Below are 16861 nucleotides of genomic sequence, written 5' to 3'. Positions count from 1 at the left end.
CCGCCTGCATGAAGGGGCTTCCTGAACTGCAAGAGAACCTTATATTGGGTTATGGACAGACTCACAGAACATTACCTGCAGACGACCCACAAGGTGTTCACCACGTACCGTGCACTGGCAGAAAAAGCCCTCGCCCAGGTCTCCGACGAAGAATTCTTTCAGACCATTGACAGCGAAAGCAACAGCCTGGCCCTGATTGTGAAGCACCTTGCTGGGAACATGCGCTCCAGATGGACCAACTACCTGACCGAAGATGGGGAGAAACCAGACCGCAACCGGGATGGCGAATTCATCATTGATGGTGACACCCGTGCGTCTCTGATGGCTGCATGGGAGCAGGGCTGGACACTTGCTTTTGAAGGACTGCAGCAGGTGCCGGACCTGCATTACACCATCAAGATTCGGGGTGAGGATCACACGGTTCTGGAAGCCATTGAACGTCAATTGGCCCATGCTGCCTATCACGTGGGGCAGATTGTGTTTCTGGCCAAGCACCTGAAAAGTGAACAGTGGAAAACCCTGAGCATTCCCAGAAACCGGAGCGAGCAGTTCAACCAGCAGATGGAAGAGAAGAAATAAGTTCAGACAAAGTAAAATCCCCCTGAGATCAGGGGGACAATTGTTGCAAGGTGTGTCTCAGCCTTCAACCGTTTCCAGAACGGTTTTAAACGCAGCCACTGCCTGATCGATCTGCTCGTAGGAGATGGTGAGGGGGGGCAGGAAGCGCACCACCAGAGGGGTGGCCTGCAGGGTCAGGACGTGGTGCTCGTGCTCCAGGGCAGTGATGTAAGGGGCACTTTTCTCTTTGAGTTCCACGCCGATCATCAGGCCCAGGCCGCGCACCTCGCGGATTTTGGGGCTGCCGATTTCACGCAGTTTCTGCATGAAGTAATTGCCCTTTTCCTCGGCCTGCTTCCAGAGCTGGTTCTTCTTCATGAAGCGGATGGCAGCGACACCTGCAGCCATGGCCAGAGGGTTTCCTCCAAAAGTGGTGCCGTGTCCGCCTTTGGGCATCCTGTCGGCCACTTCGGCATTCATGGCGAAGGCTCCGATGGGCACGCCCCCTGCCATGGCTTTGGCGAGGGTCATGCCGTCTGGCACCACACCTGAGTGCTCACAGGCAAACATTTTTCCGGTGCGGCAAAAGCCGGTCTGGATCTCGTCCAGAATGAGAAGGGCACCTTTCTCTTTTGTCAGTTGACGGGCAGCCTGGATGAACTCCACTGCACCAGGACGCACACCACCCTCACCCTGCACAGGCTCCATGATCACGGCAGCGGTGTTCTCGTCGATGGCGGCTTTCAGGGCCTCAATGTCACCGTAGGTGATGAATTCCACGTTCTGGTCCATCACGCCCTTGAAGGGCTCGCGGTACTTGGGTTCCCAGGTGAAGGCCAGTGCGCCCAGAGTACGACCGGAGAAACCCCGTTTCATGGCGATGAATTTGGTGCGGCCATTCGTTGCGGTGATGGCGAACTTCTTGGCAGCTTCCATGGCTTCGGTGCCGGTGGAGCACAGGAAGATGCGGTTCATGCCCTCGGGCAGCACGCTCACCAGTTCTTCCAGGAACTCGGCGCGCTTGTCGTTGGGGAGGGTCTGGGGCATCACCAGCAGGGTTTCTGCCTGCTGTTTGATGGCCTCCACCACGTCCTCATTGCAGTGGCCGATGTTGGCGACACCATAACCACCGACGCAGTCGATGTATTCGTTGCCTTCGCTGTCCCAGACGGTGGCGTTTTTGCCTTTGACCATCACGACCTGGTGCTTGTTGTACACGCCGCTGTCGTATTTCTGTTCCAGTTCCAGCCAGTTGGGGGTGGTTGCAGTCATGTGCTTCTCCTTCTTGCCTCTATTTTAAAGGGTGATGGTCGGGTTCAGGCTGAAACTTCTAGCGTTTCAGCTGTCAGGGTTTCAGCATAAATATGCGTTTGCTGTCTGGGTCTGTTCCTGATGTTCTTTGCATTGCTGCAAGGACGCTGTTCTCAGGGAACATGCTCCATTTTGCCGATCAGCAGCCCTTTTGAACAGTACCATTTTGCTTCAGTCCCTGGGACCACTTTCCAGCAGAGGCACCATTGCACGCATGCCACTGAGGTCCACCTCGTCGCGGGTGATCTCCATCCAGACCCTGTCAAAACGTTCATGGCCCAGCAGGGCGGCCCCCCTGCGGCGGCCCACCTCGCGGAAGCCTGCTTTCAGGTAAGCCTGAATGCCACGGGGGTTGAATGAATATACAGTCAGATCAATGTTGTAGAGGTTGAGGTGAAACATGCCGTACTCCACCATCAACCGGGTGGCCTCGGTGCCATAACCCTTGCTCCAGAAGTCAGGTTTCCAGATGCAGATGCCAAAGGTGGCGGTCCCCATGCGGTGGTTGATGTCAAACAGCGAACAGCTTCCCATCACGGTGCCTTCCAGCGTCAGGATGCCAAAGGTCACATTGTCTGGATTGCTGATGGTGCTGTCATACCACTGGTATTCCTCCTCCAGCGAGAAGGTTTTTCCGTAACCATACATGTACAGGGTCATGCCAGGATTCTGGAAGTGAGAGGCAATGTCAGGAATGTCTGTGCGTTCCAGAACCCCCAGCATGACTTTCTTTCCACGAAACAGCACAGGGTTCATGGCGTTACCCCAAAATAGCGCTCCCTGAGGTGCCCCAGGTCCACCTCGTCGCGGGTGATGTCCATCCAGGTGTCGTTGATGCGGCGGCCTCCCAGCACAGCACTGCCCCGACGCTCTCCCAGAATGCGGAAACCCACCTTCTGGTAGGCCCGGATGGCCCGCATGTTGTCTGAGAACACCAGCAGATCGATGTTGTAGAGGTTCAGATGGAACATGCCATACTCCACCATCAGGCGGGTGGCTTCTGTACCGTGGCCTTTTCCCAGCAGGTCTGTTCGGAAAATTCCTATTCCCAGGGTGGCCGTTTGGTGATGCAAGGAAATGTTGTGCAGGAAAACCCTTCCAATCAGGGTCTCGGACTCCTGCAAGAAAATACCGAAGTCCACCCGATGGGGATCTTTCAGGCGCTGGGCATGCCGTTGTTCCAGGGTTTCCAATGCAAAAGGCTGAGCATATCCATCTCCATAGGTGGCATACTCAGCCTGATTGATGTGCTGGTAAATGGTGTGCAGGTCTTCCGGTCGCAGCCTGCTCAGAAAGACATGTGTTCCTGGCATGATCTGTGGTCGTGTCATGTCTCAGGGTAAAACAGTTGGGTTGATGGTGTCAGTTGGCTGTGTGGCTTATTTCTTGCGGCCCACCAGGAAATACACGGTGTCTTTCTGGTAGACGGTGAACAGCAGCAGGGTTTTGCCTTCGTCGTTGCTGAACTCGCTGCGGGTGGTGGTGGCATTGCTGCTGCTTGAAGCTTTGAAATAACCTGCAGCTGCAAAGTTGGTTTCCAGCTGTTGTACAAAGCCCGGAGCCAGCTTTGCAATGATGCCCGTGGCCACGTACATTTCGTAATTCTGATACTTGCTGGCATCTGCACCCAGGTTCTGTGCAAATTTCTGGGCTGTCTGGGGGTTGGTGTATTTGTAGGTTCCTCTGGGCAGAGAAACACTGCTGTCCAGCGTGGAGGCGATGGCCGTCACCACCACGAGTTCAGCTGCCGTCTGGGCAAAGGCAACAGGGGCACACAGGAGCAGCAAGGTGATCAGGGCTTTTTTCATGTCTTTATGATACGGTCCTGTCCTGTTTTGCGCATGAAGCCAGGTGCAGCAAAAAGTGCAGTTCCTTTGGGAACTGCACCAGAGAGAGGTCAGGTTCAGTCTGCTGCGTTGGCCTTGTCTGCCACCACGGTGCCTTTGCCAGAAAGGGCTGCAGAGACAGGGTTCTCAATGCGGGCATCTCCGAAGATCACGCGGCCCACGCCTCCGGCCACAGCTTCTGCGGCACCGAGGACTTTCTTCTTCATGCGGTCCTGGGCAAAGCCCATGTAGGACTCCACATCGGTGGCAGGAATGAAGGGAATCAGGCTGTCTTCGTTGGGGTACTCGCGCAGCAGGCCAGGGACGTTGGAGAGCATCATCAGGGTGTGGGCTTTGAGGGCCGTGGCCAATGCTGCGGCAGCACGGTCTCCGTCCACGTTGATGGCCACCCCTTCATAGCTGCTGGCCGGAGGGGTCAGGACAGGCAAGTAACCGTTGTCCAGCAGGAGCTCGATCAGGTGGGTGTTGACCTTCTCGACGGTGCCGGTGTGGTCTCCGCGCAGGAGTTTGACCTTGCCGTTTTCCACGCTGCGCACGCTGTCTTTGTGCTTGCCTTCAAAGACCCGGCCATCCAGACCGCTGAGGCCCACAGCATTGACGCCCAGACGTTGCAGGCGCTCGACAATGCCCTTGTTCATCTTGCCGCAGTACACCATTTCGAAGATTTCGATGGTCTCACGGTCCGTGAAACGGCTGGTGTAGCCACTTGGAGACGTGATGAAACGGGGAGGATGCCCGAGGGCCTCGGCCACCCTGTTGGTTTCGGCGCTGCCGCCGTGCACCAGGATCAGTTTTTCCCCTGCTTTGTACAGCGCTGCAATGTCCCTGCACAGCGCGTCATAGTCGATGCCTAAAGAACCGCCAACCTTCACGATGATCATGCCCTGAGTATGGCATACATCTGTAAAGAATTTCAAGTCTAAACTTTTCAAATGTTAAATTTGATGTCTGTATTTCTACCGTTTAAAAGGTTACTCCCCGGGTAACGCCGGGGAGCACTTCAATGAATATTTCGGTTGAAGCCTCAGTGGCACAGCATCCAGTCGTAATCCTGATCTGCCACCACTGTGGCATCTGCATATTCAATGGTGTTTCTGGCATAAAGCATGTGTTCACCCGACATGATGGCGAACTGCCCTTCCTGCTCCACAGTCCCCACATAGGCTCCATCGATGAAAATGTCCATGCTGTTCTCACAGTGGTTCTTTACATTCAGGGTGAACAGCTCTGTCTCTGCAGCAGCCTGTCCGATCCCAAGCACCAGCAAAATCACACCCAAAAGGCATCCATGACGCATAAAATCCTCCTCTTCTTCAAATTAGAATCTGGGGGAAATCCAGAGCGTAAGACTTGCTCACATTTCCTTCACGCTTAAGAAAGCATGAATTTCTTGCAACAGTCAGGTCTGTGTCTGCTTCAAGAAGGGACTGTTAGAATCATCGTGTGCCACGCGACCTCCAGCTCTCTTTAGAGCGTCACCAGAAAATTCCGCTGGGTCAGCAGATCCGCGAACAGCTCCGCAACCAGATCCTGCAAGGCAAATTGCCTGCTGGAATGCGCCTCCCTTCCACCCGTGACCTCGCGCAGGTTTATGGAGTAACCCGCAACACTGTGATTGCTGCTTTCGAGGAACTGCTCGCTGAAGGCTTGCTGGTCTCCCGGCAGGGCTCAGGAACCTTTGTGAACCCAGAGGTGACCTCCCGCACTGCTGGAATGCCTGCCATGCAAAGGTCTCCCCGCTGGATGCAGAAACCTCCACTGGAGTTGCCTGTGACCCGGCCCATTGTGGAGGGCACCATTGAATTCCGCGCAGGGCTGCCCAGCCTGGAGGCACTCAGCAAAGACGACTGGAAAGTGCTGTGGCGGGCTGTGGGTCAGACGGCCTTTCCTGCCGATTATCAGGATGCCCAGGGAGAACTGGAATTGCGGGAACAGGTGGCCCTTTTTGTGCGCAGATCCAGAGGCATTGCCTGCACTGCTGCAGATGTGATGATCACCTCCGGCACCATCCATGCGCTCAACCTGATTGCGCAGGTGACCCTTGAGAGGGGAGACCAGGTGGCTTTCGAGGAACCCGGATTTCCACTGGCCCGCGAGGTTTTTCGGCACCATGAGGCCACTGTGGTTCCCACAGAGGTGGATGAAGATGGCCTGCGGGTACAGAGCCTCCCGGATGACCCTCCTCCGGTGCTGATCTACACCACGCCCAGCCACCAGTTTCCTCTGGGGTACCGCATGTCTTTGCCCCGCAGGGAGGCCCTGCTGCATTTTGCCGCACAGCACGACGCCCTGATCATTGAAGACGATTACGAGAGTGAGTTTCGTTTTGATGCTCCTCTGCCTGCACTGGCGTCCATGGACCACCATGGACTGGTGGCTTACATCGGGACCCTCTCCAAAGTCCTCACACCAGCCCTGAGGTTGGGCTATATCGTTGCTCCGCCTGCCCTGATTGATCGGGTGAAGGTGCTCAGGCAACTGACCGATTACCAGCACTCGCACGTGCTGCAGACCGCCATGCTGGAACTCCTGCGCCGTGGGATGCTGGACCGCCACATCCGCAGCATGCGTAAAGTCTATGCCCAGAAACGGCAGGCCCTGAAAGAAGCCCTCAAGGAAACTGCAGGGCTCTGTCGCCTGATTGGGATCGATGCAGGCTTGCATGGTTTCCTGCAGCTTCCAGACCACATCCCCTACCGCGAGGTTCAGCGGCAGTGTGCGGCCAGAAAAGTGCTGGTGGAGCCTCCAGACCGCTATTACGCCCAGAATGTGCCCCTCAATGGTCTGATGCTGGGCTATGGTGGACTCTCCCTGCCCCAGATTCAGCAGGGAGGCAAGGTGCTCAGCGAAGTGATCCTCCAGTGTGCCACAGAAAACAGCAGCTGATGGTCAGATCATCCGTCTGAGCCAGTGGGCACCCAGACCCATCAGGATCAGCAGCCACCAGGTCTTCAGCAGCATGTCCCAGCCCAGCACCCAGGCTGTGCTGAAGGTGTACGGTTCAGGTCCCCACCAGAAGAGCAGAGAAATCAGGCTGACCAGGGGCACACCGATCAGGGCGAGCAGGATGCCTTCGAGGAGACTGCTTTTGCGCACCCCTGATAAAGACCAGACGGCTCCAAGCACACCCAGCACACCAGCAGCACTCCAGACGACCATTTCACGTGCAGTGGGGGCAGCAATAAAGCCTGCCTGTGTGGGGAAAAATTTCAATCCCAGCCACGCAGAAAGTGCGCCAAGCAATGCACAGCACAGCCCAAATCTCAGGCTGCGCATGGTTCAGCGGGCCAGGCTTTCCAGAGCAATCAACTCTCTGGCGAGTTGCGGCAATCCCCGGCTGGCCACCGCCTGAATGAAAGACACGTTTGGAATTCTGGGCAACTCGGGTCTTCTGGGGTCAATGATGTACTTGGGGGTGTCTTCCGGGACATGGTGCAGCAGAGAGGACGCAGGATAAACCGCCAGCGAGGTTCCCACCACAATGAAGATGTCCGCCTGTCGCACCAGATGGGCAGCGTGTTTGAACTGCGAAACTTCCTCCCCGAACCAGACGATGTGCGGCCTCAGCTGTGAACCCTGTTCACAGGTGTCTCCCCAGTTGAGCTCTGTTCCCTGAAGCTGGTACACCAGTTCAGGGTCCAGGGTGGACCGGGCTTTAAACAGTTCTCCATGCAGGTGCACCACCGAACTGGACCCTGCCTGCTCATGCAGGTGGTCCACATTCTGGGTGATGATGGTGACCTGATAGTGCTGCTCCAGCATGGCCAGGGCCTGGTGCCCGGCGTTGGGTTTCGCTTCGATGGCCTGCCTTCGCCGCTCGTTGTAGAACTCCAGCACCAGCTTCGGGTGCTTCTTCCAGGCATCCAGCGAGGCGACTTCTTCCACCCGGTAATGGTGCCACAGCCCATTGAAATCGCGGAAGGTGGAGAGTCCACTTTCTGCAGAGATGCCAGCACCAGAGAGAACCACAAGATGTTTGAGGCGTCGTTCCATGAGGTCTCTTCAAGTCTACTGTTTTCTTACGGAAGTGTAACGGGGTGGGCATGCCGAGACGTTGTTTGCGTTTACAGCTTGATCTTTTCCGCGCACATTGCGCAAAATCAGCCCTTTCCGTAAATTTCCGTAAATTGTGCACAACTTGCGGAAAAGTTTTCCGAATAGGTGTTGTCACCGATGACAGGAGCGCCATCAGCCTGCAAAATAGGGCAGGGTGGAAAACCTGCCAACACTGCATGGAATTCCACAGACCCCCTATAATGGAAACAGCCAAAATCGGATGAAAAGTGCAGGCGGTTTCCAGCTGTAAGCGTAAACGCTGCCCTGCCATTCTCTGACAGCCACAGCCGCTGACCCAGAAAGGTGCGTCTTCATGAGCAAAATCACCATCAACGAAGTGGCCCGCATCGCTGGCGTGTCCATCGGAACCGTCTCCCGCGTGCTCAACAACCGGGCAGATGTCAATGAACAGACCCGCAAACAGGTGCTGGAAGTGGTTCGCCAGCTTGGATACGTTCCAGATGCCGGAGCCCGCAAACTCGCCAGAGGCACCCGTGGCCTTGTCGCGGTGGCCCCCTTTTCCAGCCACGCCTCCAACAGCCCTTATTACGCCATCATCATGGACGCCGTGCAGGAAGTCCTGATGCAACACGGCTACACGGCCCGTGTCCTTGAACCCTCCCAGGCCGACCCCAGCAAGGTGCAGGCCTTCATCTTCCCGGGCCTCAGGCTGCACGACACCCGCCTGGAACAGCTCAAAGAAAAAGGCATCCCCCATGTGGTGATTGGTCGCCTGATCGATCAGGACACCCCCTGGGTGGACGTGGACAACTTCAAAGGCATGCAGAGCTCGGTGCTGCACCTCGTCAAACTGGGGCACACCCGCATTGCCCACCTCACCGGAAGCCCCATCGGCCAGACCACTTTTGACAGGCTCGAAGCCTACCACCAGACCCTCGCCGACCACAACATCGAAGAAGATCCTGACCTGATTCTGGACGGTGGATTCAGCGAACTGGGCGGATACCGGGCTGTGCGTCAGGCCCTGGAAAAAGGCATCGAATTCACTGCGATTGCTTCGGCCAGCGATGAAATGGCTGTGGGTGCGATCTATGCTCTGGAAGACGCCGGGCTCCGTGTCCCCTACGACGTGAGCGTGACCGGATTCGACGACCTGGAAATTGCCCAGGTTTTCAGACCTGCCCTCACCACCGTCAAACAACCCATCCGCGACGTGGGTCACACTGCAGCCAGAATGCTTCTGGACCTGCTGGAAAACCGTCCTGCTGGACATGGTCTGCTCCCCACTGAACTGATCGTGCGGAGCTCATCGGGGCCTGTGAAACGGATGATTAAACGGTAATGATGGGCCTGCGGCCCGCCGAGGGCCGAGAGCCCAGAGCCGAGGGCTGAAAAGGGAACAGATCACAGCAGAATTTTTCCAGCCCCAGAGAAACAAAACCCATCAGCAGAAAAGTCCTTGTCGAAGGGGCAAGGACTTTTTATTCATTCTCCAGATCATTTTCCATTCGTGCATGGCTATAGGGCACCGACGAAGCTTCCAGTTCTCCCTGATCGTCCATGTGCTTCATGGCTGTCCAGATGGTCGCTTCGGAAAGCTCGGAGAACATCACCAGATGGGGAATGTTGAAATGCAGAAAGGTTTTGCCTCCAGGGGCAAACTTTGGAGCGCCAAGAAGCTGCAAAGCCACCCTGCGATTTTCTCCCTCTCCAACCTCTTTGGCCTGAATGCCATCCTCAATGTACCGCTGAAAATAAGAGGGTGTGGCACAGACGCACCAGCGCCGATTGCCATCTGAGAGTGTCAAAGTCACTTCGACATAATCACAGAAAGGATCATCGATGGGATCGTCCACTGTGATTTTTTTAAGGATGGGTACATCACCTCCGGAGAGGTCAAAATACCAGGTGGGGTACCAGCGATGCCGCTGGTTGTCGCCTCGGAGTCTGATTTCTCTCAGGTCCTCTTTCACTTTTAAAACCTGGTATTTTTTCCCCTTGGTCAAAGCAAAATCATAAATGCCAATCTGATGACAAGTTACCCATTTCCCTGCCAAATCTTCTCCTACAGCTTGATCCATGCCGCAAATGTACCAGAGAAAAAGCACCCCTGCATTTGCAAGGGTGCTTAACAGATGTGGCTGATTTTGTTTTTGCCCTCGGCTCTGGGCTCTCGGCCCTCGGCAATTTAAGGATGCAACCCCGCAAACTCCAGACCCAGCGTCTCCTCCCAGCCCTGGGCGATGTTCAGGGACTGGATGGCGTGACCTGCCGTGCCTTTCACGAGGTTGTCGATGGCGCTCATGACCACCACGCGACCAGAGTCCTGATCGATCTCGAAGCCGATGTCGCAGTAGTTGGTGCCAGAAACCAGTTTGGGATCGGGGTAGCGGTGGATGCCCTTGCGGACCTTCACGATGCGGATGAAAGGCTCGCTGCCGTACACTTCGCGGAAAGCGCCCCACACGTCACGCTCGCTGTAACCATCGGGAATCCACAACTGGGCAGTGGTCAGGATGCCACGCACATGAGGACCGGCAATGGCCGTCAGGTGAATGGGGAAGTTGCCGGGAAGCTCCTGATGCAGCTCGGCGTAGTGGCGGTGCCCGGTGGCGGAGTACACACGGTAGCTGTTGTCCCGCTCAGGGTGGTGACTGGCATCGGTGGCACTTGCACCTGCAGCACTGGAGCCCACCAGACCCGTCACGATGATGTCTTTGGGCTGGGGCACACCCAGTTTCAGCAGGGGGTAAAGGGCCAGAATGGCACTGGTGGCAAAGCAACCCGCGCAGGCAATGCGTTTTGCACCCTTCAGTTCTTCGCGGTGCAGCTCGGGGTTGCCGTAAACCCACTGGTCAATCAGGTCAGGGGCCGGGTGGTCCTCGTCATAGTACTTCTTGTAGAGGTCCAGGTCCTTGATGCGGAAGTCTGCAGACAGGTCGATGATGGTGTCTGCCAGACCTGCAAACTGGCTGAAACGCTTGGCTGCATTGCCGTGGGGCAGGGCCAGAACCAGCACATCCACAGGCTCCAGATCGGCCATGCGGCGGAATTTCAAATTTGTGCGCCCACGCAGGTTGGGATGCACGAAGGTGATGGGATCTCCAGCGTTGCGCTCACTGGTGACCTGGGTGACTTCCAGATTCGGGTGACCGAGGGCCAGACGCAGGAACTCGCCCCCTGCGTAACCGGACCCGCCAACAATTCCAACTTTGAGTTTGCTCATGTCACTTCTCCTTGAGTTTGTGCTGCTGTGGATTCTTGATTGCGAAGCGGCCCTCAGGCGCTTTTGTTGTCGTGGTTGTTTTGACTATTGCCCGGACCCCAGATCCTGCTTCTGTTGCAGTCGGATTCTGAGCTTTTGCCTCACCTGCTCCAGTGCCTCATCGGGATCAACGCCTGTTTCGGCACAGAGCACCAGTAAAGCAAAAAGGGTGTCACCCAATTCTTCCCTGAAGTTGTCCGTCACGGTAAACGGTCTGCTGCCGTACTGCGTGCTTTTCAGGACCGCTTTGGCAAGTTCTCCTGCCTCGCTGGTGATGTCCAGCACGCGGGTCGCAGGATCGGCGTGAAGCGCAAATTCCTGCTGGATGGCTTGAGCAAGGTCCTTCAGGGTCATGTCCACTCCATTCCAGAGAGGATGTCTTCCCTGAAATCTGGATCGGTCATCAGCAGATAAACGTCTGAACTGTGCACTTTTCGCATGGGGGTTGCTCTGGCCACCGCCAGTTCACGTTTCGCGATGGTGACCAGCTCCTCCACAATCTGCTCTTTGTGGTCCCTGAACAGAGGCATGGGGTAAAACATCATGCTGGGAGGGCAATCAGGCAGGTCATGGTTCCTCTGAGAGAAAGCCCACTTGCTGGGCCGGGCCAGAACCTCCCAGTCCTGAATAAAATCCAGTCCTGCATGGAGGGTCTGAACCCCATAAAGCCCAGACTTCTTGATCATCCTGCAGATGTAGCGGTTGTTGATGGTGAAAGGCAGAGCAAAAGAACTTCCCGACACTGGATTGACGTGAAACCTGGGGTCCCTGTTTTCAAGCTCCAGCCTGCTGAGCAGTTCCCCGACAAAATCCAGGTACAGCTCCAGATCCTCTCTGGAGGAAAACAGGCGCAGGTTTTTGATGAGTCTCGGGTCCAGCATGGGGGTCCTTTGGAGAGGGCGCAGTACGCGTCTTGTGCTATACGAGGGACCGCGTTTTGGTCCCTCAGCACGCTGCGCCCCTATACATTCTTACTTCGTGTACTGCAGCGTGTACTCAGCCATCAGTTTAGGGATGTTCACGCCAGTGGTGGACACGCTGTTCTTGAATTCCATGGTGTGGTTGATCTCGATGACCAGGAGGCCACGCTCGGGGTCTTCCACGAGGTCAATGGCCACGATTTCGCCCTCCACGGCTTTTGCAGCACGCACGGCCAGATCGTTCAGCTCGGGGGTGACTTCGCACTTGGAGGCCTTGCCACCACGGGCGGTGTTGGTGATCCAGTGTTCACTGGAGCGGTAGATGGCCCCGATGCACTGATCCCCAATCACGAAGGCGCGGATGTCACGCTCGGGCTTTTTCACCAGTTCCTGAATGTAGAAAATCTGGTGCTGGTAGCCGCCCAGCACTTCTTTGTGCTCGATGATGGCCTCTGCGGCATCACGGTCGTTGATCTTGGAGACCATGCGGCCCCAGCTTCCCACGGTGGGTTTCATGACCACGGGGTAACCGAATTCTTCGATCAGTTCCAGGGCGCTCTCTGCAGTGAAAGCCACTCCGGTTTTTGGGGTGGGAATGCCTGCAGCGGCCAGACGTGCGTTGGTGGCGAGTTTGTCCCCGCACATCTCGATCACATGACTGGGATTCACCACTTTCACCCCGAAGCCCTCCAGAGCGCGGGTGATGGCGTGGCCTCTGGACTGGCTCACACAGCGTTCGATGGCGGCTTTCCAGGGCACCTGACCCTCACCGAAAGTGAGTTTCAGCTGGGGTGCGTACACCTTGTCATATTCAATGCCAAGTTCATCCAGGGCATCAAAAAGCATTTTCTCGTCGGGGCGCACACGGTCGTAGATGATTGCGAAATCGGCCATTTTTTCCTCTCGAAAAGTCTGCTTCAGCAGTCAGAACAAAGCCCCGAAGCCTGCTCAGGCACCCGGGGCGAAAAGTTGAACAGCAAGTCTGGTCAACGGTGGGGATCAAGTGCGGTTCAGGACACTGGGATTTTGTGTATTTCGGACACCTGTCCGAGTGTTCTCATTGTGCCAGAAAGTGTTCTTCAAAAAAAGAACCATTTTTGAGCAGTCAACAGAACCAATCCCGGTGCGCTTCACTCGCCCCAGTCTTCGGCTTCCTGAGGAGCAAGGCTGAGAACCGGGGGCTCCAGGCTGGTGACTTCCAGTTCTGCGCCGCACTCGTCACAGATGACCAGTTCGCCAAGCTCAGGGTTGTTCAGTTCGATGGTTCCGCCGCATTCGGGGCATTCAAAGCTTACAGTTGCCATGTTTCTCTCCTTTGAACCTCACAGGTTCATGGTGGTTGTGAGGAAAACCTCACGGACTTTTACTCCTCCCACTCTAGAGCAAATTTGTATTTGCAGTGGGGACATTGGGCTAGGCTTTTCTGAAGCATCTCCTCGGTCAGTTCGAATTCCTCGCTGCACTTGGGGCAGGTGGTCATCCAGACGTGACGGTGCAACTCCAGGCCTTCATCGGTCTTCACGATTTCCAGATCGGTGTGACAGCAGTCGCAGGTGATGATGTCACCGTCCTGAAACTCTCTCAGGTCTTGTTCGGTGAACAGGAGTTCTTCGCCACAGGCTTCACAGAAAGCTTGATACATCCCGTTCATCTTAACCCTTATTCCTCGCCGGGGAACTTCTGGTACTTGCGGTAGTACTGCAGGATGCTGCCTTCTTTGAGGGCTTCGGTCAGGAAAGCGGGGGGTGGGGGAAGCTGGAACACCTCACCGTTGCGGGTCAGGACTCCGGTGGCAAGGTCCAGGGTCACCTCGTCCCCATCTTGCAGGGCATCGGCAATCTCAGGGGCCTCGAAAGCGGGAATGCCCAGGTTCAGCAGGTTGCGGTAGTGGATGCGGGCAAAGCTGTGGGCAATGATCCCACCGATTTGCAGTTTCTTGAGGGCCATCGGGGCATACTCACGGCTGGACCCAAGACCCCAGTTGCGCCCCCCCACCAGCAGGTCACCAGGCTTGACCTGTCCGGCAAACTCGGGACGGAAGTGCGAGAAGGCGTACTTGTGAAAGACATCCTCTCCAACCATGAAAGGGGCATACTTTCCGGGCAGGATGTCGTCGGTGTTGATGGAATCTCCAAATTTCCAGATTCTGGACATCATTTACTCCTCTTCTGTGAACCAGCCCATCAGGTCATCCAGGTTCCAGGTGACCCCACATCCAGGGCATTCGACGCGTTTCTTGGTGGGGTCAGGGACTTCGACCTCTTCACCGCAGGCAGGGCATTTGAAAGAAAAGGCCTCGTTCAGACTCTGGTTTTCAGACATGGCATCCTCCTGAAACATGGATGGGGTCCACAACACCTCCCCCATGTTGACCTGAAGGGCCACCGAAGGTGCCAATTCACTCACAATCTCTGAACAAACCAGCCATTCATTGAAACAATCCATCACCATTTCTTCTTCAATGGCAATTTCGACACGATGATTGCTGTGAAACACCAGGTCGTATTCAGTCTGGGTCAGCTTGTCTTTAAACCATTCTGCAATTTCTGGTGCTTCTTCAGAGACATACTTGTCAGTGGCATGATAGACCCCCAGAACAGTTGCAGGAAGTTGAACACGAATCTGTTGATCCTGCAATGTGATGGGACAGTTTTCGAAGAAAGCTGAGGCTTGCAAACGCTTCACAAGCTCCTGAAGATCAATCTCAGAATCTTTTTGAAAGAAGACAGTTGCAATGGTGGTCATGTTTTCCAGTCCTGTTTACGCTATCACCGGCAAGTCTTCAGGGAGTGAAATCACGCCCATCACTGCAGTGGCTGCAGCAACAGCAGGGGAGGCCAGATAAATCTTGGCGTCCTTGTCCCCCATGCGCCCGATGAAGTTGCGGTTTGAAGTGCTCACGCAGACTTCTCCGGGGGCCAGTACGCCCTGGTGACGGCCCATGCAGGGACCACAGCCCGGAGTGCTCAGGGTTGCGCCAGAACGGATCAGGGTCAACAGGGTTCCATCCGCAGTGGCTTGCTCCAGCACCTCACTGCTGGCAGGGATCACCAGAAGGCGAAGGCCAGGGGCCACCTTGCGACCCTTCAGGATGTCTGCTGCGGCGTGCAGGTCTTCCAGACGCCCGTTGGTGCAGGTCCCGATGAACACCTGATCCACCTTTGTGCCACGCAGGGTGGTCACTTCCTCCACGTTGTCCACGTAGCTCGGGACGCTCATGCGGGGGGTGAGGGTGCTCAGGTCGATGGTGATGTCCGTGACATAGCGTGCGCCTTCATCGGGGTAGACCCACTCAGGAACGGTGTAACCGTAATCCGTGAGGATTTCGCCGCCAGGAACAACCAGACCTGCTTTTGCTCCTGCTTCCACGCAGAGGTTCGCCAGGGTCATGCGTTCGCCTCTGGTGAAGCGGTCTCCAGCGTGGATTTCGATGCTCATGTAGGTGCCACCGTCTGCGGTCAGCACGCGGATCATTTCCAGAGCCACGTCTTTGGCCGTCACACCAGCATTGAGTTCTCCGGTCAGGGTGACTTTCACGGACTCGGGGACTTTCAGCCAGGTTTTGCCACTGGCCGCAGCCAGAGCAATGTCCGTCGCTCCCATTCCAGTCCCGAAAGCAGCCACTGCGCCATAAGTGGTGCTGTGGCTGTCGCTTCCGAGCACGATGGCTCCAGGGAAGGCCAGACCTTCTTCCATCAGCACCTGGTGGCAGATGCCGCGACCCACATCAAAGAGCTTGACCCCAGTGCGGGCAGCATATTCACGGGCCACCTGATGGCTCTTGGCCACATTCACACTGCTGGCCGGGGCCACGTGGTCGATCACGATGGACACCCGTTCCGGGAATTTGGGGGTGGTTTCGAGTTCCCGGTCCAGCACTTTGATCACCGATTCGGCAATGGAATCCACGATCATCACTTCATCCACCTCGACAACTGCGAGGTCTCCCGCATACACGGTCTTGCCGCTGCGCTGGGAGAGGATTTTTTCAGCCATGGTCTGGGGTTTCATGGTTCTCTTTCCTCACTCCTCTTCTTCGTCGGTGGTCAGGTCCAGCACTTCCTGCCGGGTGACCAGTCCGCCCACCCAGATGTCTCTTGCCTCGCCGTTCTCTACGGTGAAGCTTGCACTGAGTCTGGAGGGTTTTTTGATGGCGACGGCTTGCGTGACGCTCAGGCGCTGCGCTCCATCTTCCAGCATACCCACTTTTGATAAGTATCCGCAGAGTGTTGCATAAGTGTTGCTCGCGGCGTTGTCTTCCACAATGTTCTTGAGGGGGGCGGTGTACCTGAAGCTGATTTCTCCCTCCAGGCACACAAAAATCAACCCTCTGGTGCCAGTGGCATTGTTGAGGTCCGTGACCAGTTCCAGATTGGGTTTGGCACTTCTCAGACCCTCAGCGGTCAGGGGGACCACCAGATTGGGTCTGCTGGTGCTTGCGGCCATGATGGGGTACCGCTGGTCCAGATCGGAATGGTCGATTTGCAGGGCCTCGCACACGTGGTCGAGGTCCACGGGAACCTCCCAGGCTTTTGCATCTCCCTGCAGGATGTGGTACATGCCGTGTTGCAGTCGGGCCTGCATCACTTCTTGCATGTTCAACTGCACGGTTTTGTCGATTTCTCCACGTTCCTTCAGGTGGGCCAGGGCCACAATCGCACCCGAGTCAGAGTCGCCTTTTTCCTTCTGGGCATTGAAGAAGCGCAGGCTCACATGGTCCTGTGCGTATTCGGTGATGAATGCCGTGATGGGCGCACCATATTTGGCAGCATTCTGCTTTGCAATGGCCTGGAACTCCGCTTCCAGGGCCTCCTCGCACACGGCAATGACCTTCCCACCTGTGGCACTGGGGTAATCGTTGTAGACGGTATAGATGTAAGTCTGGGGCATTGGGTCCTCTGGGACGTGGATCATCTGTCCATGTCATCAAAAAGTTGACAGTT

22 protein-coding genes are annotated in these 16861 nt (G+C 56.1%); 3 read left to right on the top strand and 19 right to left on the bottom strand.

The window, feature by feature from the left end; all coding sequences use genetic code 11:
• Window positions 1–51: 51 nt before the first annotated feature.
• On the top strand, window positions 52–579 hold the full coding sequence (locus DC3_RS20665) for a DUF1572 family protein (RefSeq protein WP_146887759.1): 528 nt from the start codon (window positions 52–54) through the stop codon (window positions 577–579).
• A 57-nt stretch (window positions 580–636) separates the two neighbouring features.
• On the opposite strand, the gene DC3_RS20660 is transcribed toward DC3_RS20665, so the two are convergent.
• The 6 genes from DC3_RS20660 to DC3_RS20635 form a co-directional block, all read right to left on the bottom strand.
• Window positions 637–1830 carry an aspartate aminotransferase family protein gene (locus tag DC3_RS20660; protein ID WP_146887757.1) on the bottom strand — a complete coding sequence of 398 codons (1194 nt, stop codon included), beginning with the start codon at window positions 1828–1830 and terminating at the stop codon, window positions 637–639.
• A 210-nt stretch (window positions 1831–2040) separates the two neighbouring features.
• Window positions 2041–2625 (bottom strand): GNAT family N-acetyltransferase, encoded by a 585-nt coding sequence (locus tag DC3_RS20655; protein WP_146887755.1) that lies wholly within the window; start codon window positions 2623–2625, stop codon window positions 2041–2043.
• Window positions 2622–3200 (bottom strand): GNAT family N-acetyltransferase, encoded by a 579-nt coding sequence (locus DC3_RS20650; RefSeq protein WP_146887753.1) that lies wholly within the window; start codon window positions 3198–3200, stop codon window positions 2622–2624. The genes DC3_RS20655 and DC3_RS20650 overlap by 4 nt, the downstream gene beginning before the upstream one ends.
• A gap of 48 nt (window positions 3201–3248) precedes the next feature.
• Entirely contained in the window at window positions 3249–3677 is a 429-nt protein-coding gene (locus DC3_RS20645) for a hypothetical protein (protein WP_146887751.1), read from the bottom strand.
• Window positions 3678–3772: 95 nt separating this feature from the next.
• Window positions 3773–4597 (bottom strand): [LysW]-aminoadipate kinase, encoded by an 825-nt coding sequence (locus tag DC3_RS20640; protein ID WP_146887749.1) that lies wholly within the window; start codon window positions 4595–4597, stop codon window positions 3773–3775.
• A gap of 143 nt (window positions 4598–4740) precedes the next feature.
• On the bottom strand, window positions 4741–5013 hold the full coding sequence (locus DC3_RS20635; protein ID WP_146887747.1) for a hypothetical protein: 273 nt from the start codon (window positions 5011–5013) through the stop codon (window positions 4741–4743).
• Between the two features lie 146 nt (window positions 5014–5159).
• On the opposite strand from DC3_RS20635, the gene pdxR reads away from it, so the two are divergent.
• Window positions 5160–6602, top strand: a complete 1443-nt coding sequence (pdxR, locus tag DC3_RS20630) for a MocR-like pyridoxine biosynthesis transcription factor PdxR (protein ID WP_146887745.1) — start codon at window positions 5160–5162, stop codon at window positions 6600–6602.
• 3 nt (window positions 6603–6605) lie between these two features.
• Here the strand turns inward: pdxR and DC3_RS20625 are convergent, their stop codons facing one another.
• Both DC3_RS20625 and DC3_RS20620 read right to left on the bottom strand, forming a co-directional pair.
• Window positions 6606–6992, bottom strand: coding sequence for a hypothetical protein (locus DC3_RS20625; RefSeq protein WP_146887744.1), 387 nt, complete (start codon window positions 6990–6992; stop codon window positions 6606–6608).
• A gap of 3 nt (window positions 6993–6995) precedes the next feature.
• Window positions 6996–7709 carry an SIR2 family NAD-dependent protein deacylase gene (locus DC3_RS20620; RefSeq protein WP_146887742.1) on the bottom strand — a complete coding sequence of 238 codons (714 nt, stop codon included), beginning with the start codon at window positions 7707–7709 and terminating at the stop codon, window positions 6996–6998.
• A 376-nt stretch (window positions 7710–8085) separates the two neighbouring features.
• On the opposite strand from DC3_RS20620, the gene DC3_RS20615 reads away from it, so the two are divergent.
• Entirely contained in the window at window positions 8086–9075 is a 990-nt protein-coding gene (locus DC3_RS20615; protein ID WP_146887740.1) for a LacI family DNA-binding transcriptional regulator, read from the top strand.
• A gap of 139 nt (window positions 9076–9214) precedes the next feature.
• Here DC3_RS20615 and DC3_RS20610 read toward each other — a convergent pair whose 3' ends face one another.
• From DC3_RS20610 to DC3_RS20560, 11 genes are all read right to left on the bottom strand, one after another.
• A complete protein-coding gene (locus DC3_RS20610) occupies window positions 9215–9841 on the bottom strand; it encodes a hypothetical protein (protein ID WP_146887738.1) in 627 nt (208 codons plus the stop codon).
• Window positions 9842–9921: 80 nt separating this feature from the next.
• Window positions 9922–10959 (bottom strand): N-acetyl-gamma-glutamyl-phosphate reductase, encoded by a 1038-nt coding sequence (gene argC / locus DC3_RS20605; protein WP_146887736.1) that lies wholly within the window; start codon window positions 10957–10959, stop codon window positions 9922–9924.
• Between the two features lie 84 nt (window positions 10960–11043).
• Window positions 11044–11352 (bottom strand): MazG nucleotide pyrophosphohydrolase domain-containing protein, encoded by a 309-nt coding sequence (locus DC3_RS20600; protein WP_146887734.1) that lies wholly within the window; start codon window positions 11350–11352, stop codon window positions 11044–11046.
• Window positions 11349–11879, bottom strand: a complete 531-nt coding sequence (locus DC3_RS20595) for a hypothetical protein (protein ID WP_146887733.1) — start codon at window positions 11877–11879, stop codon at window positions 11349–11351. The genes DC3_RS20600 and DC3_RS20595 overlap by 4 nt, the downstream gene beginning before the upstream one ends.
• A gap of 90 nt (window positions 11880–11969) precedes the next feature.
• A complete protein-coding gene (gene lysX / locus DC3_RS20590; RefSeq protein ID WP_146887731.1) occupies window positions 11970–12812 on the bottom strand; it encodes a lysine biosynthesis protein LysX in 843 nt (280 codons plus the stop codon).
• Window positions 12813–13048: 236 nt separating this feature from the next.
• Window positions 13049–13222: a lysine biosynthesis protein LysW gene (gene lysW, locus DC3_RS20585; RefSeq protein WP_034341312.1), complete on the bottom strand. Its 174-nt coding sequence runs from the start codon at window positions 13220–13222 to the stop codon at window positions 13049–13051.
• A gap of 59 nt (window positions 13223–13281) precedes the next feature.
• The gene (locus tag DC3_RS20580) at window positions 13282–13560 is read right to left on the bottom strand and encodes a zinc ribbon domain-containing protein (RefSeq protein ID WP_146887729.1); all 279 of its coding nucleotides are present in this window, start codon (window positions 13558–13560) and stop codon (window positions 13282–13284) included.
• 17 nt (window positions 13561–13577) lie between these two features.
• A complete protein-coding gene (locus DC3_RS20575; protein WP_146887867.1) occupies window positions 13578–14072 on the bottom strand; it encodes a LeuD/DmdB family oxidoreductase small subunit in 495 nt (164 codons plus the stop codon).
• Window positions 14073–14075: 3 nt separating this feature from the next.
• The gene (locus DC3_RS20570) at window positions 14076–14603 is read right to left on the bottom strand and encodes a hypothetical protein (protein WP_146887727.1); all 528 of its coding nucleotides are present in this window, start codon (window positions 14601–14603) and stop codon (window positions 14076–14078) included.
• 75 nt (window positions 14604–14678) lie between these two features.
• Complete coding sequence (locus DC3_RS20565; protein ID WP_146887725.1) at window positions 14679–15929, bottom strand: 3-isopropylmalate dehydratase large subunit; 1251 nt, start codon at window positions 15927–15929, stop codon at window positions 14679–14681.
• Between the two features lie 12 nt (window positions 15930–15941).
• Window positions 15942–16808 (bottom strand): PhzF family phenazine biosynthesis protein, encoded by an 867-nt coding sequence (locus DC3_RS20560; RefSeq protein ID WP_186816162.1) that lies wholly within the window; start codon window positions 16806–16808, stop codon window positions 15942–15944.
• Window positions 16809–16861: the final 53 nt, after the last annotated feature.

It is taken from the genome of Deinococcus cellulosilyticus NBRC 106333 = KACC 11606, from assembly GCF_007990775.1.
Taxonomy (GTDB): domain Bacteria; phylum Deinococcota; class Deinococci; order Deinococcales; family Deinococcaceae; genus Deinococcus_C; species Deinococcus_C cellulosilyticus.
This window is presented reverse-complemented; position numbering and strand designations above follow the sequence as displayed.